Here is a 16,167-nt window from a genome sequence, read left to right as displayed (position 1 = left end):
GTAGCATGCCCCTTCTAGCCCCAACAACAGACCTCCTTATACACATACCCCTGTGGATACCATGTGAATCAATTGTGAATACCCGCTTGAAAACGTGCAATATCAGCGTGGATAATGTGGATATCCTTATCCACACCTGCCTTCAAAGCTTTTTCCATAAAAAAGTTTGATGGATATTCCTTCTGCTATAAATGGAATATTTTAACGGCATTAAGCACCTTGGATTCCGGACTCCATCCTTAACCGCTTTTTTGCCCTTCCTTTAACATGCAAAGGACCTTCCGGCAGTCCGTTGACCGCTGCGAAAGGTCCATTCCATTTTGATGCAGGCAATAGCAGAGCTTAGTTATCCCGTTTGCATGTTAATGGGGACGCGTGTTGACTTCAAAAATCCATAGCTTGCCTTGCCTGTCGATTCCGTAATCGAAGCCAAGATGCGAAATGCCGGGAAAACGCTGCTCCAATACCCGGGTCGACATTACCGTAAGCTCTCTCATGCGGCCCTTCTTGGCCTTGACCTGGGAGGAACCCAACGAAGCGGCAATGCCATTGGAGGCAGTGACCATCTGCCCGCCTTGACTCAAATTGGTGACAAACAACCCGCGTCTGGCAATCCGGCCCACCATGGACCGGTATTCCCACCCTCTGGCGCCTTTTACGTATTTGACGCGGTAGTCAATAGGCCGGCCGCCTACCGTAGCCAGCTGGATTCCTTTCTGAATCAGATAAGGCCTGCGCCCAACCCGGCTTCCCAAACCTGCCGCCAGCCCGTCAAAGCTGGAAAAACGGGTTGTTCGATCGCGAAATGTATACGCAAACCCAACCCCGTCCCTGAATACCTTGATGACTCCGCTGCCGCCCGAGCCCACCACGGGCTTCACCACAACAAAGCCGTGGCTGTCCAGCATCATGCGAAGCTGAGATGGCGAATATCGCCGCGTGGGAGGAATATGCGGAACAATGCCGGGATGCGACATAAGCGCCTCCGTTTTTGCCCATTTGCTTGCGAGCTGCCTGCCTGAATGATTGTGATTGGCCATGACTGTTATCTCCTTTCCAGTCGCCATAGTACATACTATGTTGTCCGGCAGGAGAGCTTGTGGATGTATGCCGCTGGTTAAGAGCGGGAATTGCCAAGCAGGTGCCATAAGCCTACAACAGATTGGCTTCCCAATTGAACAGGTTACTTGCCATCCTTTTTCTCCAGGGCGGCCTTGAGCTTATCGGCAAGGCTGTTAGCCAGTGGCGAATTATCGCTGTATTGCTCCACCAGCCGCTGCTGCTCGCGCCGATTCATCCGTCCGCCGTCCTTGTCGCCCAGCATCTCGATCACATTGCAAGGCTTGCATTGTGCGTATTTTCCTGCTTTGCCGTCATGCAGCTCCATTTTTTTGCGGCATTGCGAGCAACGCTTGTTTAATAAAACGGGGTCCGAATGTCTGCGATAGCCGCATTCCTTGTCGGAGCACACCATGGATTTTCCCCGTTTGTTTTTAACCTCCAGCATCGGCTTTCCGCATTCCGGACAACGCGAGGTGGTCAAATTATGCGGCTTGTATTCCTTGGTTTCCGTCCTTACCTCCTGTACCCACTTGCGGGATTGCTCGCGGATGCCGCGCATAAACGCCACCGCATCCCCCTTGCCTTTGGCGATGCGCTCCAGCTCGCCCTCCCACTTTGCCGTCAATTCAGGGCTGCGCAGCTCCTCAACGACAAGGCCGATTAATTGCTTGCCCTTGCCCGTTGGAATAAGCGACGATCTGGAGCGTTCAATCGTATCCGTGGAGAGCAGCTTCTCGATAATATCGGCGCGCGTTGCCGGCGTGCCAAGGCCGTATTTCTCCATTTTGCCCAGCAGGGAGGCTTCGGTATAACGCGCAGGCGGCAGCGTTCTCAGCTCCTTGATTGCCGGGTTTTTGAGCGGAAGCGCCGCTCCCGCCGCAAGCGGAGGCAGAAGCTGTGAGGACTGGCGGTCGCCAAATTGGCGTCCTCCCCCCTCCTTATCGTCATCCTCTTCATCGTCTTCATCATCGTAGCTCCCGCCTTGGTACAGCTCCTTCCAGCCTGCATCCTTCCGGATTTTTCCCTTCGCATAAAAGCGTTCTCCGCCCGCAACAAGCGTTACAGAGGTTTCATCGTAACGGTAAGGACCATAGAACAACGCGATGAAGCGGCGGACGATCAAATCGTACAGCTTGCGCTCGTCGTTGGAAAGCGACTGAAGCTGAAGATATTGCTCCGTCGGTATGATGGCGTGATGATCGCTCACCTTGCTGTCGTCTACAATCCGGTTAGTCATTTTCAGCGGCGACCGTAACGCCTTTCTGGCCAAGGCGGCGTAAGGGCCAACAGCTACGCTTTCCAGCCGTCCCTTGAGCGTTGGAACCATATCGCTGGTTAAGTAGCGGGAATCCGTTCTAGGGTAGGTCACCAGCTTGTGCTGCTCGTACAGCTTCTGCAATACATTGGACGTTTGCTTGGCGGAAAAGCCCAGCCGCTTGTTGGCATCGCGCTGCAGCTCTGTCAAATCATACGCAAGCGGATGGCTCTCGGCACGCTCAGTCGTGCGCAGCTTCTCCACCTTGGCGCTTCCCGCCGCTCCGGCTCGGGCGGCGACCGCTTCCGCATCCTCCCGCTTCCATATGCGTCCGTCATGACCGTCAGCCGCGCGCCATTGCGCAGTAAATTCGCCAAACGGCGCACTGACGGTCCAATAAGGCTGAGCTTGAAAGGTTTCGATTTCCCGCTCCCGGTCCATCAGCATCGCTAGCGTTGGCGTCTGGACGCGGCCTGCCGCAAGCTGCGCATTGTATTTGGTCGTTAATGCGCGCGTCATATTAAGGCCGATCAGCCAATCCGCTTCTGCCCGGCATACGGCCGACTTATATAAGTGATCGTAATCGCGTCCGGGCTTCAAATTTTTGAAGCCGTCCCGAATGGCTTTGTCGGTCTGCGACGATATCCACAGCCGCTTGAACGGCTTCCTGAAGCCTGCCAGCTCCATAATCCAGCGCGCTACCAGCTCTCCCTCGCGCCCGGCGTCCGTAGCGATGATCAGCTCCCCGATATCGCTGCGCTTTAACAGCTGGGCAACCGCTTTGTATTGATGGGAGGTTTCCTTCAATACCTTCAGCTTCATTTTGTCCGGCAGCAGCGGCAAATCCTCCAGATTCCATGTTTTGAACCGGTTATCATAATCCTCGGGCTCAGCCAATGTCACAAGATGGCCCAAAGCCCAGGTCACCACATAGCCAGGTCCCTCGATATAGCTTTTTCCTTTGCCGTTGCAGCCCAATACGCGCGCGATTTCCTTGGCAACGCTTGGCTTTTCGGCAAGCACTAATGATTTCATTCCCCTATCTCTCCATTTCGGCTTCCGTTATGGTGCAAAGATACCACATGAAGAAGTGGCGCGCAATGAAAACGCTCTTCAATAAATCTCCGGAACCATTCACACTCTAGCCCTCCGCATCCATTTGTAGTCTACTCTTTCCCTGTGCTATAGTAGGCTCAAAAAGAGCGCCTGCCGCCTCCCGGCAGCGTCAAACAAGGAGTGTGCCCTTGCAATGAATAGTCGGACTGTTGCAGCTTTAACAGGCTTTTTGCTTCTTTACGGCGCGCTCGTTGCCTACATCGGCTGGAACGGCTGGATATATCTTTCCTCCGTCGTCGGCTCGCCGCCTGCCATCATTTATTGGGTTTTGATAGGCTTGCTTTCCCTTGGTTATGTATTGGGCAGAATGGGGGAGTCTACCGCACTCCGCCCTCTCGCCGAACCGCTCAAAATAACCGGCTCCTATTGGATCGGCTTGTTCCAATACAGTCTGCTGCTGCTTCCCGTAGCGGGCATCGTTGGACTTTCCCTCAAGCTGGCCGGACTGCCGCAGTCTGTTTATATTAACGGCGTAGGCTCGGCCGTAGCCATCCTTCTCCTCGTTCTGCTCGTCGTTGGCACTCGCAATGCATGGAGCCCCGTAATTCGACGTTATGCGGTTACCATTCCCAAAAGCGCCGGTTCCCGCAAAACGTTAACCATTGCAATGGCATCCGATTTGCATCTGGGCATCGTCATCGGCAAACGGCATATCGCGCGGCTGGTGAACAAGGTTAACGAAATCAAGCCCGATATCATCCTGCTGCCTGGAGATATACTGGATGACGATCTTGCTCCTTTCTTGCGCAAAGGAATGGCTTCTGCGCTGGAACAGCTCAAAGCGCCGCTTGGCGTGTACGCCGTTACGGGAAATCATGAATATATCGGAGGCAAGGTGCCGCAATATATCCAGGCCATGCGGGAAATTGGCATACCGGTGCTCATGGATGAAGCGGTTGTCATTGAAAACAGCTTTGTTGTATTGGGCCGCAAGGACAAGGCATCAGCGGGCTTTAAAGGCGGAGGACGCAAATCGGTGGCCGAGCTGGTTGAGACGCTGCCGCGCGAGCTGCCGATCATCATGCTGGATCATCAGCCTTCTGATCTGAATGCCGCACAAGCGGCGGGCATCGACCTCTCCCTGTCGGGCCATACCCACCGGGGCCAAATGGCGCCGAACCATTGGATTACAAAACGGATGTTCGAGCTGGATTGGGGCTATAAGCAAAAAGGAAGCCTGCACGCCATCGTCTCCTCCGGCTTCGGCTTCTGGGGACCGCCCATGCGGCTTGGAAGCCGCAGCGAGGTTGTTGAAATAAAAGTAACGTTTGAAAATTTGGGCCGAGGACAATTGTAACGCCGCCGCTTCCCGCGCAGCTCCCCCATAATATATTGATGGTAAACATCAGGAATCCGCAAAAAGGAGGCGAGCGCGTTGGATTATGCCGCAACAGGAATGCCGGATGGACGCTTGCTTGCCATATCGGATATCCACGGGCGGCAGGAGGGGCTTCTTAGACTGCTGCAAATGGCCAAATACACCCCCGGCAAGGATTGTCTCATTCTGTTAGGCGATTATATTGAGGCTGACAAACCTTCAACCTGGGAAATTCTTCAGACCATCCGTCTGCTTGCTAAAGGAGGGGCGATTGTCATTGCGGGAAATCATGAGCTAAAGCTTGCAGCCATGACCCGCAAAGGCGCCTCCCGTTATCGGCCCTACGTCAAATGGATTGCGGGTCTGCCGTTATACAAAATTATTACTCCCTATCTGTTTGTGCATGCCGGAATCCGTCCTGGAGTACAGCTTGCGGCACAAAGCGTGCGGGATATGACCGAAATTCGCGAACGATTCTATGCCTGTCCCCCCGACAGCTTCCCGTTTGCCCCGGAGGACGACGGAAGCGAGTGGAGCCGGATCGTATTCGGGCATACAGCCACGCATAAGCTTGGCGCCGATGCCGGGTTCCTGTGGCGGGACAGCCTGCGCATAGGCATCGACACGGGCGCCAAGCAGGGCATGCGTCTGACGCTGGTCGATTTTACAAATGATCTGGCATACTCCTGCGCCGCCAATCCTCAATACCGCTGCAGCGATTATCAGCTAGAGACCGCAGGAATTAGGTTCAACGGTCATTAACCAAAATCATTTTCATATAGCTGCGGCTCGCCATAAGGAAATACAAGCCCTGCATAACGACGAAAATGCCAACGATGACCAGGGAGTACAGCCAGTTGGAGGACATCATGATATTGTCCAGCGCCAGCATGGCAAACAACGCATGGCTGGTTCCCACTACGCAAGGCACAAAAAAAACAATGCCGATTTGCGTAACGACCATCTTCCTGATTTCCTTCAATGTCATGCCTATACGCGTCAGTCCTCTGATTTGCGCTTGATCCTCCTGCAGCTCGGTAAACAGCTTGAAATAAATCATGCTGCCTGCAGCGATAAAAAACAGCAGGCTGATAAACAAGCCGATAAACAAGGTCAATGAATAGCTTTCGGCTGTCACTGCATAGCGGGAAGCGCGCGTAAAGTCCGTTTCGCCGCGCCATTGTTCTGCCACAGCAGCTTCCAGCTTATGTCCCAGAAGGATGCTGTTCTCCCAATCAGCTACCTCGTAGCCGTAAAAAACGAGCTGCTTCTCCTCCGGTATGCCGGCAAGCAAGCTTATAAAAGTCAGATCATCCATAACCAGTGTTACGGCATTGGAATGAATCCGATTATTCAAAACCGTATGCTGCAAGGTTCCCGATATTGGAAAATGAACGGCTTTGCCGTTTAAAACGCCCTTAATAGTGCCTTCCATTTGCCCCAGATTGAGATAATAGGAGGAGAGGAGGGTCAGCTTGCCGCTAACGGCTGTCAAAGCCTGCTTCCCTTGCTGGGCAGCCAGCTTGTTGTAGCTGGAAGCCGAAATAACAAACGCCCTTTGCTTGTCCTCTTCGGTTCGGTTTCCCGTCATTTCAAGGCCGTTCTCCAGGTTTACCGTATATTGATCTATTCCGATGCCAGCCACTCTGACCTCCCGGATCAGTTCAAATCCCGCATCCTTAAGCGTGTCGTTCAGAAGCTCCCGCTCCAATACCTGATGGGACTCAAGCCCCTCCTCCATATAAGCCAGACTGTATGGAGCATTTCGCAGCTCCGCTTGCTTGCTTTCAATAAACATAAAATAAACGGTCCCGGCAGCCGTCATAATAACAGCGCTCATAATGGATACAGCAAACAAAATCCGGGCATTATCCTTGATTTTGTAGCCTAGCTGGGAAAAAATAAGCAGGTTGGTGCGATTGTAATAAAAGCTTTTGCGCCGTTGAATCAGCCGGAGCAAAATAATGCTGAGCTGGGAGAACAAAAAATAGGTGCCGGTCACAACCGTCGCCAGCACAGGCAGCGCCAATACCATAAAATTGATCATCGTCATGGACAAGGCCATCCAGTAGCCTCCGACGAGACAGAGAACACCAAGCACACATTGCAGACGCGAATACCGAAGCTCGCCCTTAGGCTGCCTCGATGCACCCAGCAGCTCGATAATTTCAACGCGCCTCATCGTCATGACCGACCACGCCGAAATGCACATAAACACAATAAAAAAACAGGCCGCTGTCAGCCAAACTGCCTTTAACGGTACGGCAAATGCAATGCTGTCCTCTATTTTGAGCATCGCCGTCAGCGCCATAAAAAACAGCTTGCTGAATAAGATCCCAAGACCAATGCCAGTCGCAATAGACAGGACCGAAATCGCGATATTTTCATAAATGATCAGCTTGCGCAGCTGCGGGCGCGTCATGCCAAACAGCGTGAACAGTCCAAACTCCTGTTTTCTCGTTTTAAGAAATGCGGAATTGGAATAGAGAATAAAAAGAATCGAAAACATGATGATGAGATACAGGCAAAAGGCCATGCCTTGCCGTACCTTTCCCGCTGCCAGAATTTCACCGTTCAGCACATCGGGATGCATAATAAAAGCGGCGTAAATATAAAAAATCAAAACGGAAAAGACGCTGCTGAGGAAAAAGGCGCTGTACGCCCTCCAGTTCCCTTTGACGTTGCTAAGGGCGAGCGAACGGAACGTCATCGAAATTCCCTCCCAGCACGCTTAACGCATCCAGGATTTGCTGAAAAAAGGTTTGCCGATTGGAGCCGCGTCTGATCTCCGAAAACAGCCTGCCGTCCTTTATAAATACAATACGCTGGCAGTAGCTGGCCGAAAACGGATCATGCGTCACCATCAAAATGGTTGCGTTATACTGCTCATTCATATCCTTCAGCGCATCCATGACGTCCTTGGCCGCCTTGGAGTCCAGGTTGCCGGTCAGCTCGTCAGCCAGCAGCAGCGAAGGCTTGTGAATAATTGCCCTTGCAATCGCAGCGCGCTGCTTCTGCCCGCCGGACACTTCATATGTCCGCTTTCCCAAAATGCCGTCGATCTGCAGCAGCTCCACAAGTGGTTCCAGCGCCTTCCCGATTTCGGCAGGACGCACGCCCCCCAATACAAGCGGAAGGATAATATTTTCCTTAATTGTTAGCGTATCCAGCAGGTTATAATCCTGAAAGACAAAACCAAGCTCCCGGCGGCGAAATAACGCCAGCTGAGCGGGGTTTAGCTTTACGGGATTGACGCCATTAATTTGGACCGTGCCCGAGGTTGGACGATCAATAGTAGCCAGCAGGTTCAGGAGTGTTGTTTTTCCGCTGCCGGATGGCCCCATCACGCCGACAAATTCGCCGGGATTAATCTCCAGATCAATATCCTCCAGCGCTTTGAATACGACATTTCCTTTGCTGCTGTACAGCTTGCCAAGAGCCGTCGCTTTAAGCACGCTCATTGCCGTCGCCTCCCATCTCGTTAATGCAGCAAGTATATACCGCCGGACAACTCCACGCCCATCGATTTGTCTTTCAATGGCCTCCGGCAAGCTTACAACATTGTCACTATCCTTCCTTTTGCTTTATTCCATAACATGAATGCCGCCCGGCTTAAAGGTTAAAGTAAAGACGGCTCCCTTGCCAGGCACGCTCTCCGCGGTCAAGCTATGGCCTAGCCGGCTGCAAACCTCCTTAGCCAAATAAAGCCCCATGCCCGTTGATTCGCCAGAGGATCTGCCGTTTTCCCCCGTAAAAAAGGGATCAAATATGCGGGGAAGATCATGCGGCAAAATGCCTATGCCTTCATCCTCGACCTCCAGCGTTACCGCACCTCCGTTTTGTTCCTTGATACGAAATTGCAGATTTTTGGAGCCTGGCTTGGTTTTGCTGTATTTGATACTATTCCCGATCAGCTGGTTCAGTACAAAAGTAATCCACTTCTCGTCGCTTTCCACCCATGCCTCGCCGTCAATTCGGGGAAAAATGGAATGCTTGATGCATAACCGCTTATGACTGTTGACCGCCGAACGAAGGATTTCATGGAGCGGCCTGCGGCGAATATGAAGGTCCAGAGCAAATTTGTCCAGTCTAGCCGTATGAAGCATCTGCTCCAGCCCTCTTGTCATCCGTTCCGCTTCCTCCTGAATGCTTTGCGCCGCTTCGCGCTGCGCCTCCTCTCCTAACGGCAGCTCCCGCAAAACCTCCTGCATTTGCATATCGATGACCGAAACCGGAGTTTTCATATAATGCACCCATTGCAGCACAAAATGATTGCGGAGCTCCTGCTGGCGCTTGTACTGATTCAGCTCGTTCAAAAAAGCCGCGTTTTGCTCCTGAAGCAGGGCAACAACAAGCTTTTGCTCATGCGTGACGCCATTATTGACAATGGCGGCTCCATCGCGCTCGCCGGCCCTCTCCGTCGCCTCCTGCAGCTGCCTGTAGAAATGACGCTGCCGAACATAGTCCGCCGCCAGCCAAATGATAAGCAGAAAAACGGCGAATACCGCAATATAAACCATGGTCCCGCTTTCAATAAGACCGGGATAACGGTAATTCTCCAGCACAAATAAAAGGATGGCAAAACCCGCAAGAAACAAAAACGTCATGATATAAACCAATCGATCCTTCAAAAAAGCGGTCAAGGTCACTTTATTCATCGCCGCTTTCCTCCAGCCTTTGGATAGAGAGCTTGTAGCCCAAACCTCTGATGGTGTCGATCAGCTTGGGCAAGCCAAGCTCCTCCATTTTTTTGCGCAATCTCGTCACGTTAACGGTAAGCGTATTGTCGTCGACAAACTGAACATCGTCCCATAGCGCCTCCAGCAGCACATCCCGCGACAACACCTCTCCCGGCTTGCTCATCAGACATTCCGCCAGCAGCAGCTCGTTTTTGGTCAACTCCAGCCGCTTCCCCTTCCACTCCAGCTCATTTCGTCCGGGGTATAGACGCAAGCCGCCGCATTCCAGCAAAGGGCGGCCCACATACGTTTGATCGCTCCATGAGGGCAAGCCGGAGACAGCTCCTTCGTTTCCGCCATCCATTCCCGAGGATGCGTATTCGCCATAAGCCCGCCGGAGCGCCCCTTTAATTTTGGCCATCATCAGCTCCAGCTGAATCGGCTTGGTTATATAGTCATCGCCGCCGTTTTCAATAGCCATCACCTGATCCATCTCTCCCGCCCGTGCGGAAATATAAAGGATTGGCATGCTGGATCTCATGCGGATTTGGCGGCACCAGTAATAACCGTCAAAATACGGCAGATTGATATCCAGCAAAACCAGATGAGGCTGAAACGCCTCAAGCTCCGGCAACAGCTCCCGGAAATTAACGGCAACAGCGGCCGAATACCCGTATTGCTCCATCTTTTTTTTCAAAATAGCAGCTATTTTGGCATCGTCTTCAACAATAAAAATGTTATACATGTTTCCCTCCCAATCCTAACCAGCCATAATGAATCGGAATGTGATAAGCCGTTTTATAAATTCAGCTCCACCATGCTTTGCGCTCGAAGCGGATAATCCGTAATCATGCCGTCGATTCGGAATTTCAGCACTTCCTTCATGTTCCGGCTGCTGTTGACGGTCCAGACCCATACTTCCCGCCCGCTGCTATGGGCCCGTTTGACCAGCGGCTCCGTCAGCATAACCTGTTCAATGGTGTAAAAGTCTACATCCAGAGCGGACAAATCACCCAATGCAAAATAAAGAATTTGCCCGATTTTGATATCGGGAGCAAGCTCGCGGATCAGACGAAGCGACTCGCTGTCAAAGGATTGAATATAAACCTCCCGCTCCATCCCGAATTGCTGGATGGTTCCCACGACCTTGTGAACCAGCTCCGCTCCGGGTCCGTATGGCTTCAAATCAAGAAGCAGCTTAGTTTTCCCCTGCGCCTCCGATAGAGCCTCGCTTAATGTGGGAATATGAATCGGCTCCAGATTTCCATCCTCTCCGATCATCAGCCTGCTTAATTCATCATAAGTCAGCTCGTTCACCCGTAGCTGCACGCCTGCCATTCGCTGTAACGTATAGTCATGGTGAAGCACCGCCACGCCATCACGGGTCAGCTGTACGTCAAGCTCCACCGACTGCACCCCTTTGTCAATAGCTGATCTTATGGCGGGAATTGAATTTTCAGGAGCAAGCTCCACGTCTCCTCTATGGGCGGATATGAGAACGGTCCACTGGGCGTACAGGAGATTTTCATTAGCGCGAAAGCCCACAAAAATCATTAGCCCGACATAGATGGCCGTAATGGAAATATACAACGTCCGGGTCGTTTTTCTCCTACTCAAATAAACGGTCAGCTTCCGCTCCAGCCCTCCCAGCCGGCTGGGCCGCAGCTCTAGCGTATCCCGGGGCCGAATGCCTTGACCTGCGCGAAAATAGAAATAAAGGCGGGTCAGAAAAATCAGGTTGACCGGCAGCAATAAAAGCGCAAACATATAGTTCAGAATGGAGGAAAGCGTGAGTGAATAATGAGCGGAAAACAGCCTTAGCACATTGATGTTAAGCCAAGCCGGCAAATGGGAAAGAGAGGAAAGCACAAAAAAACCGGCCGACAGAACAAGCGCATTCAGAAGGAACAAAATCAGAAACAGCTTTAGCTGGCTCCAGCCTCTTGTAAGCGCCATGCTGCTGCGGACCGCCTCCGCAATGCTTTTACCCTCCAGCATAATATAATGCAGCACAAAAACCCATCTCAGCAGCAGGTACAGCAAAATAAGCAGCAAAAAGGCGTAAACTACGGTCATAATGACAGAGCTTTCGACCACCCTGCTATTTATAAGGATAGGGAAATTAAACAGAGCATAAAAAGACTCCGATAACGGGGAATCGATAAACGGAATAAGAACCAGCAAAAAAAACAATAGCTGAAGTATGCCAAAGCCAAGCAGACGCGGCGTGCGGCGAAGCGCAGCCAGCAAGGAATCCGAAATTAGAACCTCTTTGGAAAAATAATGCTGCTGCACCATAACAACAAGCACGCATAACTCGATAAAAAGAGTGAAAGAAGCCAGCAGTCCGATAATAACCAGACCAAGGACGCCTTCATAGGCCAGCCCGATCCGGTACACTTCTCCATTCAGCAGCGAGCCTGAACCAAGCACCGTCAATATCCGGTTAAACACATATGTAATAACCGGGATAACGACAAAGCTGGACAGGAGCATAAACATATATTCAAACAGAAGCAATTTTTTGAAGGAGGTACGGAAATCCGCAAGACTTCTGACGAGCAGCCGCATCATAAGCAATCATCCCATTCGCCAAAGGTGTTTATGTCCCATTATACTCTGCCTGCTCGTTCAAGCACAAAAAAAATACAAAAAAACCTTCTGTTCTCCCTATCGCGGGGAACAGAAGGTTTTGGGTCGGGGCAAGGGAGCGTTGCTCCTCAAGCGCGATTCCCATATCGATTAACTCATCCGTCAAGGGCTCGCTTATAGTCCTGTTTTGATTAAATGGTCAAGTATGCTTTTGAGCTCTCCGTCATGATAGCCCTCGCCATTGTCCTCGCCTTTAATTTCGATTTTGGTAATATCCAGCTTGTAGTCCTCGCCGCCTAGCGGCGCAAAAATCAGCTCCCGCTCGTCCTCCAGCGTAACATTGTAGCCCAGCTGCTTGAAAGCGGCGATAAAGTCGGAGATCGCTGGATGTTTGTTCGGCTCCAGCATAATCAAAGCGCGCAGCAGCTTGCTTTTGTCGCCCCGGATTACCTTAAAGTGAAAAATGCATTCTCTCATACGTTGTTTCGCTCCTTACTTAATAACTCGGAAGGCCGGTCCTGCCTCGGCGCGGCGGAACAGCTTGCCTCCGGTTTTTTTGCCCAGCCATGGCAGAACGTATCTGTCAAGACCGAATCTGCCGGCGTTGGCGCCAGCCAATACGACGATGAAGCCCAACAACAGAAGCCAAGGATTGCTGCTTACAGTACCTGCGAACATAAACATAAAGTTCATCACTAGACCAAAAAACGCTGCCGTCAATGTCAGGGTGCCCAAAATCAGTCCCGCGCCAATCAATACTTCGCCCCATGGAACAAGGATATTAATAATTTTAATATTTGGCAAGGCGACATGCTCGACAAAGCTGTTGAATAACGGATAAAGCGGTTCGCCTGTTGCTTTGTTCATAACCGGGTTAGTGATGACATTGTTCAGAAATCCTTCTGCGGTAAACGGCGTGGCGCCCGTTAGTTTTGGCAGCCCCGAGCTAAGCCATTGATAACCAAGAAATATCCGAATAAATGCCGCGAAACCTGCCGCCCATACGTTTTCTCTCCAAAATTTCATCATCTCTCATCACTCCTTCTCTTTATGTCCTTATTATAATATCGGACAAATGGAGAGTATGTGATTTAAATCACTAATTAGAGTGAAAAGTGATTTTTTTCACGAGAGGGTGTAAGTTCAAATTAATTTGGCTGGCAGGAGGGCGTCCGCCATGTGAATGGTTCTTCCGATCGCTTATTGTTTCCAGATTACCTGATTGTATTAATCTAATGTTGTAATCCGGAAACACAGGCGAACGCTTCGCTTCTCCAGAACCATTAACACTCTGTCCGATCTCTGCCGTTTATTTTAATTGAACTTACATTAGCACTCGCCGGCTGCGGCAGGTTTTCCTGCATCGGTTGCCGTGCGGAACGATGAGCCGCATCCGCAGGTCGCGGAGGCGTTGGGATTTTCAATCGTAAAACCGCCACCCATCGCTGACTCCTTGAAGTCGATCACAAGGCCATTCAAATATTTGATGCTGTCCTCGTCTACAACTACCTTCAAGCCTTGGGTCTGAATGGTTTGGTCGCCTTCATTTAGTTCATCGTCAAAGCCCATGCCGTAAGAAAAGCCGCTGCAGCCGCCTTCCTTGACGCCTACGCGCAGAAACAAATCCGGTGAAGCTTCTTGCTCCAGCATTTCCTTTATCTTTTCAGATGCCAGCTCACTAATTGTGATCATGATCATCCCTCCGTTTGCTTTCGCTGTATTGGCGGACCCATAGAGCCGCCATCATGCTTACTTATCTATAGTATACTCCACTTTACCGGCTTGCTCAAGCCGGAACGACTTTCTTGTTGCCCGTACATCCTGTGAGGTTTATAATAGTTAGAGCTAATGAGACATGATACATGTTCCTTTTTTCACAAAATACATTATAACTTCGCGAGGAGGTCTTTCCTTGAATGTCATTATTCCGACTCAAGAAAGCCGCATGCAGGACATCATCGAAAAAGTACGCCACGGAGAACGCTTAAGCCTTCAGGATGGCGTTTTTCTATATCAATCCGAGGACTTGCTTACTATCGGCCAGCTGGCTAATGAAGTGGCGCTGCGCAAAAACGGAAAAAAGGTTTATTTTATTGAAAATATGAGCCTGTATTTTACGAATGTTTGTGAAGCGCATTGCGCTTTCTGCAACTTCCGCAAGGATCAGGGCGATCCCGGAGCCTATACGCTTTCCGGCGAAGAAATGATCGCCTACGTTGAGAAGCATTTCCACCCTGGCGTCCGCGAGTTCCATATTGTTGGCGGGCATAATAACCACGTGCCTTTCCAATATTACGTGGATTCCCTCAAAGCGCTTAGGGACCGCTTCCCTGAAGTGACGCTTAAGGCGTACACCGCTGCGGAAATCGATTTTTTCTCGAAAATCAGCGGGTTATCCTATAAAGAAGTGCTTCAAGAGCTCATGAAGGCTGGGCTTCAATCCTTGACCGGCGGCGGAGCCGAAATTTTATCCGATCAATACCGTAAAAAAATGCGGGTGACTAAAGCCGATGTTTCACAATATCTGGAGGTTCACCGTACAGCACATGAGCTGGGCCTCAAAACACATACGACGATGCTGTACGGCTCCATCGAGACCAAGGAGGACCGGGTTCAGCATTTGATCCATCTGCGCGAGCTCCAGGATGAAACGAACGGCTTTCTCGTGTTCATCCCGCTTTCCATGCAGCCCATTAATCCCAATGCAGGAATCAGACGCCGCAATTCAGCGTTCGAGGACCTCAAAACGATTGCGATCAGCAGACTTATGCTGGACAACTTCCAGCATATTAAAGCCTACTTTATTAATATAGGCGTTCAGTTGACACAGGTTGCTTTGACCATGGGCGCCTCCGACGCTCACGGCACCATCGTTAAAGAAAGAATCAGCCATGCCGCCGGAGCGCTTACGCCCGAAGGCATTACTCGCGAAGATTTGATCTGGCTTATTAAAGGAGCGGGACGAATTCCAGTCGAGAGGGATACGTTCTATAATGAAATAAAAGTATACGAATAAGGCTTCAGAACCCAACATCATAAAGCGTGGAGCTGTTACTATGAAAAAAGTGGTTATACTGGGCGGCGGCTATGGCGGAGCCGCCCTGGTCAACGAACTGATCCAGCATCATCTTCCGCAGGACGTATCCATACTGCTGATTGATCGCATGCCCTTTCAAGGTCTCAAGACGGAATATTACGCGCTTGCCGCAGGCACCGTGTCGGATTTGGAGCTGCGCGTCAGCTTCCCGATTCATCCGAAAGTCCAATATGTATACGGTGAAATTCAGGATGTGGATCTTGAAGCCAAGCTGGTGAACGTAGAGGGTCATGATCCCGTTTCCTATGATTGGCTCGTCATCGGCCTGGGCTGTACGGATAAATATCATGGCATAGAAGGCGCAGAGCAATATTCCAGCAGCATTCAAACCTTTTCGGCAACCCGTAAAACCTATGCCCGCTTGAATGATGTTAAGCCTTATGGACAGGTTACCATTGTTGGCGGCGGACTTAGCGGAGTAGAAGTGGCAGCGGAGCTTAGGGAAAGCCGCCCCGATCTCAATGTTCGCATTCTGGATCGCGGGCCTAGCGTCTTATCCGCCTTCCCCGGAAAGCTGCAACGGTTTGTAGCGGAATGGTTCAAGGGACATGAAGTCGAAATGCTGGGACATGTCTCCTTGTCCAGGGTTGAGGAAGGCCAGCTTTATGACGGCAATACTGATACTTCCTTTTTGACCGATGTAACGGTTTGGACGGCAGGCATTCAGCCTGTCGAGCTGGTACAACGTATGGACTTGCCCAAGGATTTGACGGGACGGCTGCTTCTGAATGAATTCCATATGCTTCCCGCCTACAACGATGTATTTGTGGTTGGGGATTGCGCGTCGATGCCTTTTTCGCCAAGCGGTCAAGCCGCCGGCGCTCAAGGCAAACAAATTGCGGAAGTGCTTCATAGCATCTGGCAAGGCACAACGCCCAAGCTTGGCAAGCTGAAGCTAAAGGGCGTATTGGGATCATTAGGGAAAAAAAGCGGATTTGGTATTATGGGCAATACGCCGATTTTGGGCCGGGTGCCAAGGCTGGTCAAAAGCGGCGTATTATGGCGCTCCAAGCGTCATCTTGGTTAAATGGGAATAATGACGTAGTGC

Annotated in this window: 14 protein-coding genes; 4 read left to right on the top strand and 10 right to left on the bottom strand. The window is 51.1% G+C overall.

Going from position 1 to position 16,167, the window contains the following annotated elements; genetic code table 11:
* Positions 1 to 362: 362 nt before the first annotated feature.
* Together A7K91_RS17660 and A7K91_RS17655 are read right to left on the bottom strand one after the other, a co-directional pair.
* A complete protein-coding gene (locus tag A7K91_RS17660; RefSeq protein ID WP_068685066.1) occupies positions 363 to 1,040 on the bottom strand; it encodes a YheC/YheD family protein in 678 nt (225 codons plus the stop codon).
* A 143-nt stretch (positions 1,041 to 1,183) separates the two neighbouring features.
* A complete protein-coding gene (locus A7K91_RS17655; RefSeq protein WP_068685065.1) occupies positions 1,184 to 3,352 on the bottom strand; it encodes a DNA topoisomerase III in 2,169 nt (722 codons plus the stop codon).
* Positions 3,353 to 3,566: 214 nt separating this feature from the next.
* Between A7K91_RS17655 and A7K91_RS17650 the strand changes: the two genes are divergently transcribed.
* Positions 3,567 to 4,730: a metallophosphoesterase gene (locus tag A7K91_RS17650; RefSeq protein ID WP_068685063.1), complete on the top strand. Its 1,164-nt coding sequence runs from the start codon at positions 3,567 to 3,569 to the stop codon at positions 4,728 to 4,730.
* A gap of 78 nt (positions 4,731 to 4,808) precedes the next feature.
* Positions 4,809 to 5,513, top strand: coding sequence for a metallophosphoesterase (locus A7K91_RS17645; RefSeq protein WP_068685062.1), 705 nt, complete (start codon positions 4,809 to 4,811; stop codon positions 5,511 to 5,513).
* On the opposite strand, the gene A7K91_RS17640 is transcribed toward A7K91_RS17645, so the two are convergent.
* The 8 genes from A7K91_RS17640 to erpA all read right to left on the bottom strand — a co-directional run bounded on the left by A7K91_RS17640 (position 5,500) and on the right by erpA (position 13,714).
* On the bottom strand, positions 5,500 to 7,461 hold the full coding sequence (locus tag A7K91_RS17640; protein ID WP_068685060.1) for an FtsX-like permease family protein: 1,962 nt from the start codon (positions 7,459 to 7,461) through the stop codon (positions 5,500 to 5,502). The two genes, A7K91_RS17645 and A7K91_RS17640, sit on opposite strands and share 14 nt — an antisense overlap.
* Positions 7,436 to 8,212, bottom strand: coding sequence for an ABC transporter ATP-binding protein (locus A7K91_RS17635; protein ID WP_068685059.1), 777 nt, complete (start codon positions 8,210 to 8,212; stop codon positions 7,436 to 7,438). The genes A7K91_RS17640 and A7K91_RS17635 overlap by 26 nt, the downstream gene beginning before the upstream one ends.
* Before the next feature lie 123 nt (positions 8,213 to 8,335).
* Positions 8,336 to 9,409: a sensor histidine kinase gene (locus A7K91_RS17630; protein ID WP_082967540.1), complete on the bottom strand. Its 1,074-nt coding sequence runs from the start codon at positions 9,407 to 9,409 to the stop codon at positions 8,336 to 8,338.
* The gene (locus A7K91_RS17625) at positions 9,402 to 10,175 is read right to left on the bottom strand and encodes a response regulator transcription factor (RefSeq protein WP_068685056.1); all 774 of its coding nucleotides are present in this window, start codon (positions 10,173 to 10,175) and stop codon (positions 9,402 to 9,404) included. The genes A7K91_RS17630 and A7K91_RS17625 overlap by 8 nt, the downstream gene beginning before the upstream one ends.
* 53 nt (positions 10,176 to 10,228) lie before the next feature.
* The gene (locus tag A7K91_RS17620; protein ID WP_068685054.1) at positions 10,229 to 12,004 is read right to left on the bottom strand and encodes a glycerophosphodiester phosphodiesterase; all 1,776 of its coding nucleotides are present in this window, start codon (positions 12,002 to 12,004) and stop codon (positions 10,229 to 10,231) included.
* 192 nt (positions 12,005 to 12,196) lie between these two features.
* The gene (locus A7K91_RS17615; RefSeq protein WP_068685052.1) at positions 12,197 to 12,499 is read right to left on the bottom strand and encodes a hypothetical protein; all 303 of its coding nucleotides are present in this window, start codon (positions 12,497 to 12,499) and stop codon (positions 12,197 to 12,199) included.
* A 15-nt stretch (positions 12,500 to 12,514) separates the two neighbouring features.
* Positions 12,515 to 13,051, bottom strand: coding sequence for a DoxX family protein (locus A7K91_RS17610; protein ID WP_211274537.1), 537 nt, complete (start codon positions 13,049 to 13,051; stop codon positions 12,515 to 12,517).
* Positions 13,052 to 13,351: 300 nt separating this feature from the next.
* Entirely contained in the window at positions 13,352 to 13,714 is a 363-nt protein-coding gene (gene erpA, locus A7K91_RS17605; protein ID WP_068685050.1) for an iron-sulfur cluster insertion protein ErpA, read from the bottom strand.
* Between the two features lie 253 nt (positions 13,715 to 13,967).
* Between erpA and mqnE the strand changes: the two genes are divergently transcribed.
* Both mqnE and A7K91_RS17595 read left to right on the top strand, forming a co-directional pair.
* Entirely contained in the window at positions 13,968 to 15,038 is a 1,071-nt protein-coding gene (gene mqnE / locus A7K91_RS17600; protein WP_068685247.1) for an aminofutalosine synthase MqnE, read from the top strand.
* Positions 15,039 to 15,078: 40 nt separating this feature from the next.
* The gene (locus A7K91_RS17595) at positions 15,079 to 16,146 is read left to right on the top strand and encodes an NAD(P)/FAD-dependent oxidoreductase (protein WP_068685049.1); all 1,068 of its coding nucleotides are present in this window, start codon (positions 15,079 to 15,081) and stop codon (positions 16,144 to 16,146) included.
* The last annotated feature ends 21 nt before the right edge of the window (positions 16,147 to 16,167 follow it).

Origin of the sequence: Paenibacillus oryzae, from assembly GCF_001675045.1 — a bacterium.
Taxonomy (GTDB): domain Bacteria; phylum Bacillota; class Bacilli; order Paenibacillales; family Paenibacillaceae; genus Pristimantibacillus; species Pristimantibacillus oryzae.
This window is presented reverse-complemented; position numbering and strand designations above follow the sequence as displayed.

Excerpts from the sequence above, each read along its gene's own strand:
- A7K91_RS17660 (WP_068685066.1), bottom strand. The coding sequence starts at position 1,040 with ATGGCCAATCACAATCATTCAGGCAGGCAGCTCGCAAGCAAATGGGCA.
- A7K91_RS17655 (WP_068685065.1), bottom strand. The coding sequence starts at position 3,352 with ATGAAATCATTAGTGCTTGCCGAAAAGCCAAGCGTTGCCAAGGAAATC.
- A7K91_RS17650 (WP_068685063.1), top strand. The coding sequence starts at position 3,567 with ATGAATAGTCGGACTGTTGCAGCTTTAACAGGCTTTTTGCTTCTTTAC.
- A7K91_RS17640 (WP_068685060.1), bottom strand. The coding sequence starts at position 7,461 with ATGACGTTCCGTTCGCTCGCCCTTAGCAACGTCAAAGGGAACTGGAGG.
- A7K91_RS17635 (WP_068685059.1), bottom strand. The coding sequence starts at position 8,212 with ATGAGCGTGCTTAAAGCGACGGCTCTTGGCAAGCTGTACAGCAGCAAA.
- A7K91_RS17630 (WP_082967540.1), bottom strand. The coding sequence starts at position 9,409 with ATGAATAAAGTGACCTTGACCGCTTTTTTGAAGGATCGATTGGTTTAT.
- A7K91_RS17625 (WP_068685056.1), bottom strand. The coding sequence starts at position 10,175 with ATGTATAACATTTTTATTGTTGAAGACGATGCCAAAATAGCTGCTATT.
- A7K91_RS17620 (WP_068685054.1), bottom strand. The coding sequence starts at position 12,004 with ATGATGCGGCTGCTCGTCAGAAGTCTTGCGGATTTCCGTACCTCCTTC.
- A7K91_RS17615 (WP_068685052.1), bottom strand. The coding sequence starts at position 12,499 with ATGAGAGAATGCATTTTTCACTTTAAGGTAATCCGGGGCGACAAAAGC.
- A7K91_RS17610 (WP_211274537.1), bottom strand. The coding sequence starts at position 13,051 with ATGATGAAATTTTGGAGAGAAAACGTATGGGCGGCAGGTTTCGCGGCA.
- erpA (WP_068685050.1), bottom strand. The coding sequence starts at position 13,714 with ATGATCACAATTAGTGAGCTGGCATCTGAAAAGATAAAGGAAATGCTG.
- mqnE (WP_068685247.1), top strand. The coding sequence starts at position 13,968 with ATGCAGGACATCATCGAAAAAGTACGCCACGGAGAACGCTTAAGCCTT.
- A7K91_RS17595 (WP_068685049.1), top strand. The coding sequence starts at position 15,079 with ATGAAAAAAGTGGTTATACTGGGCGGCGGCTATGGCGGAGCCGCCCTG.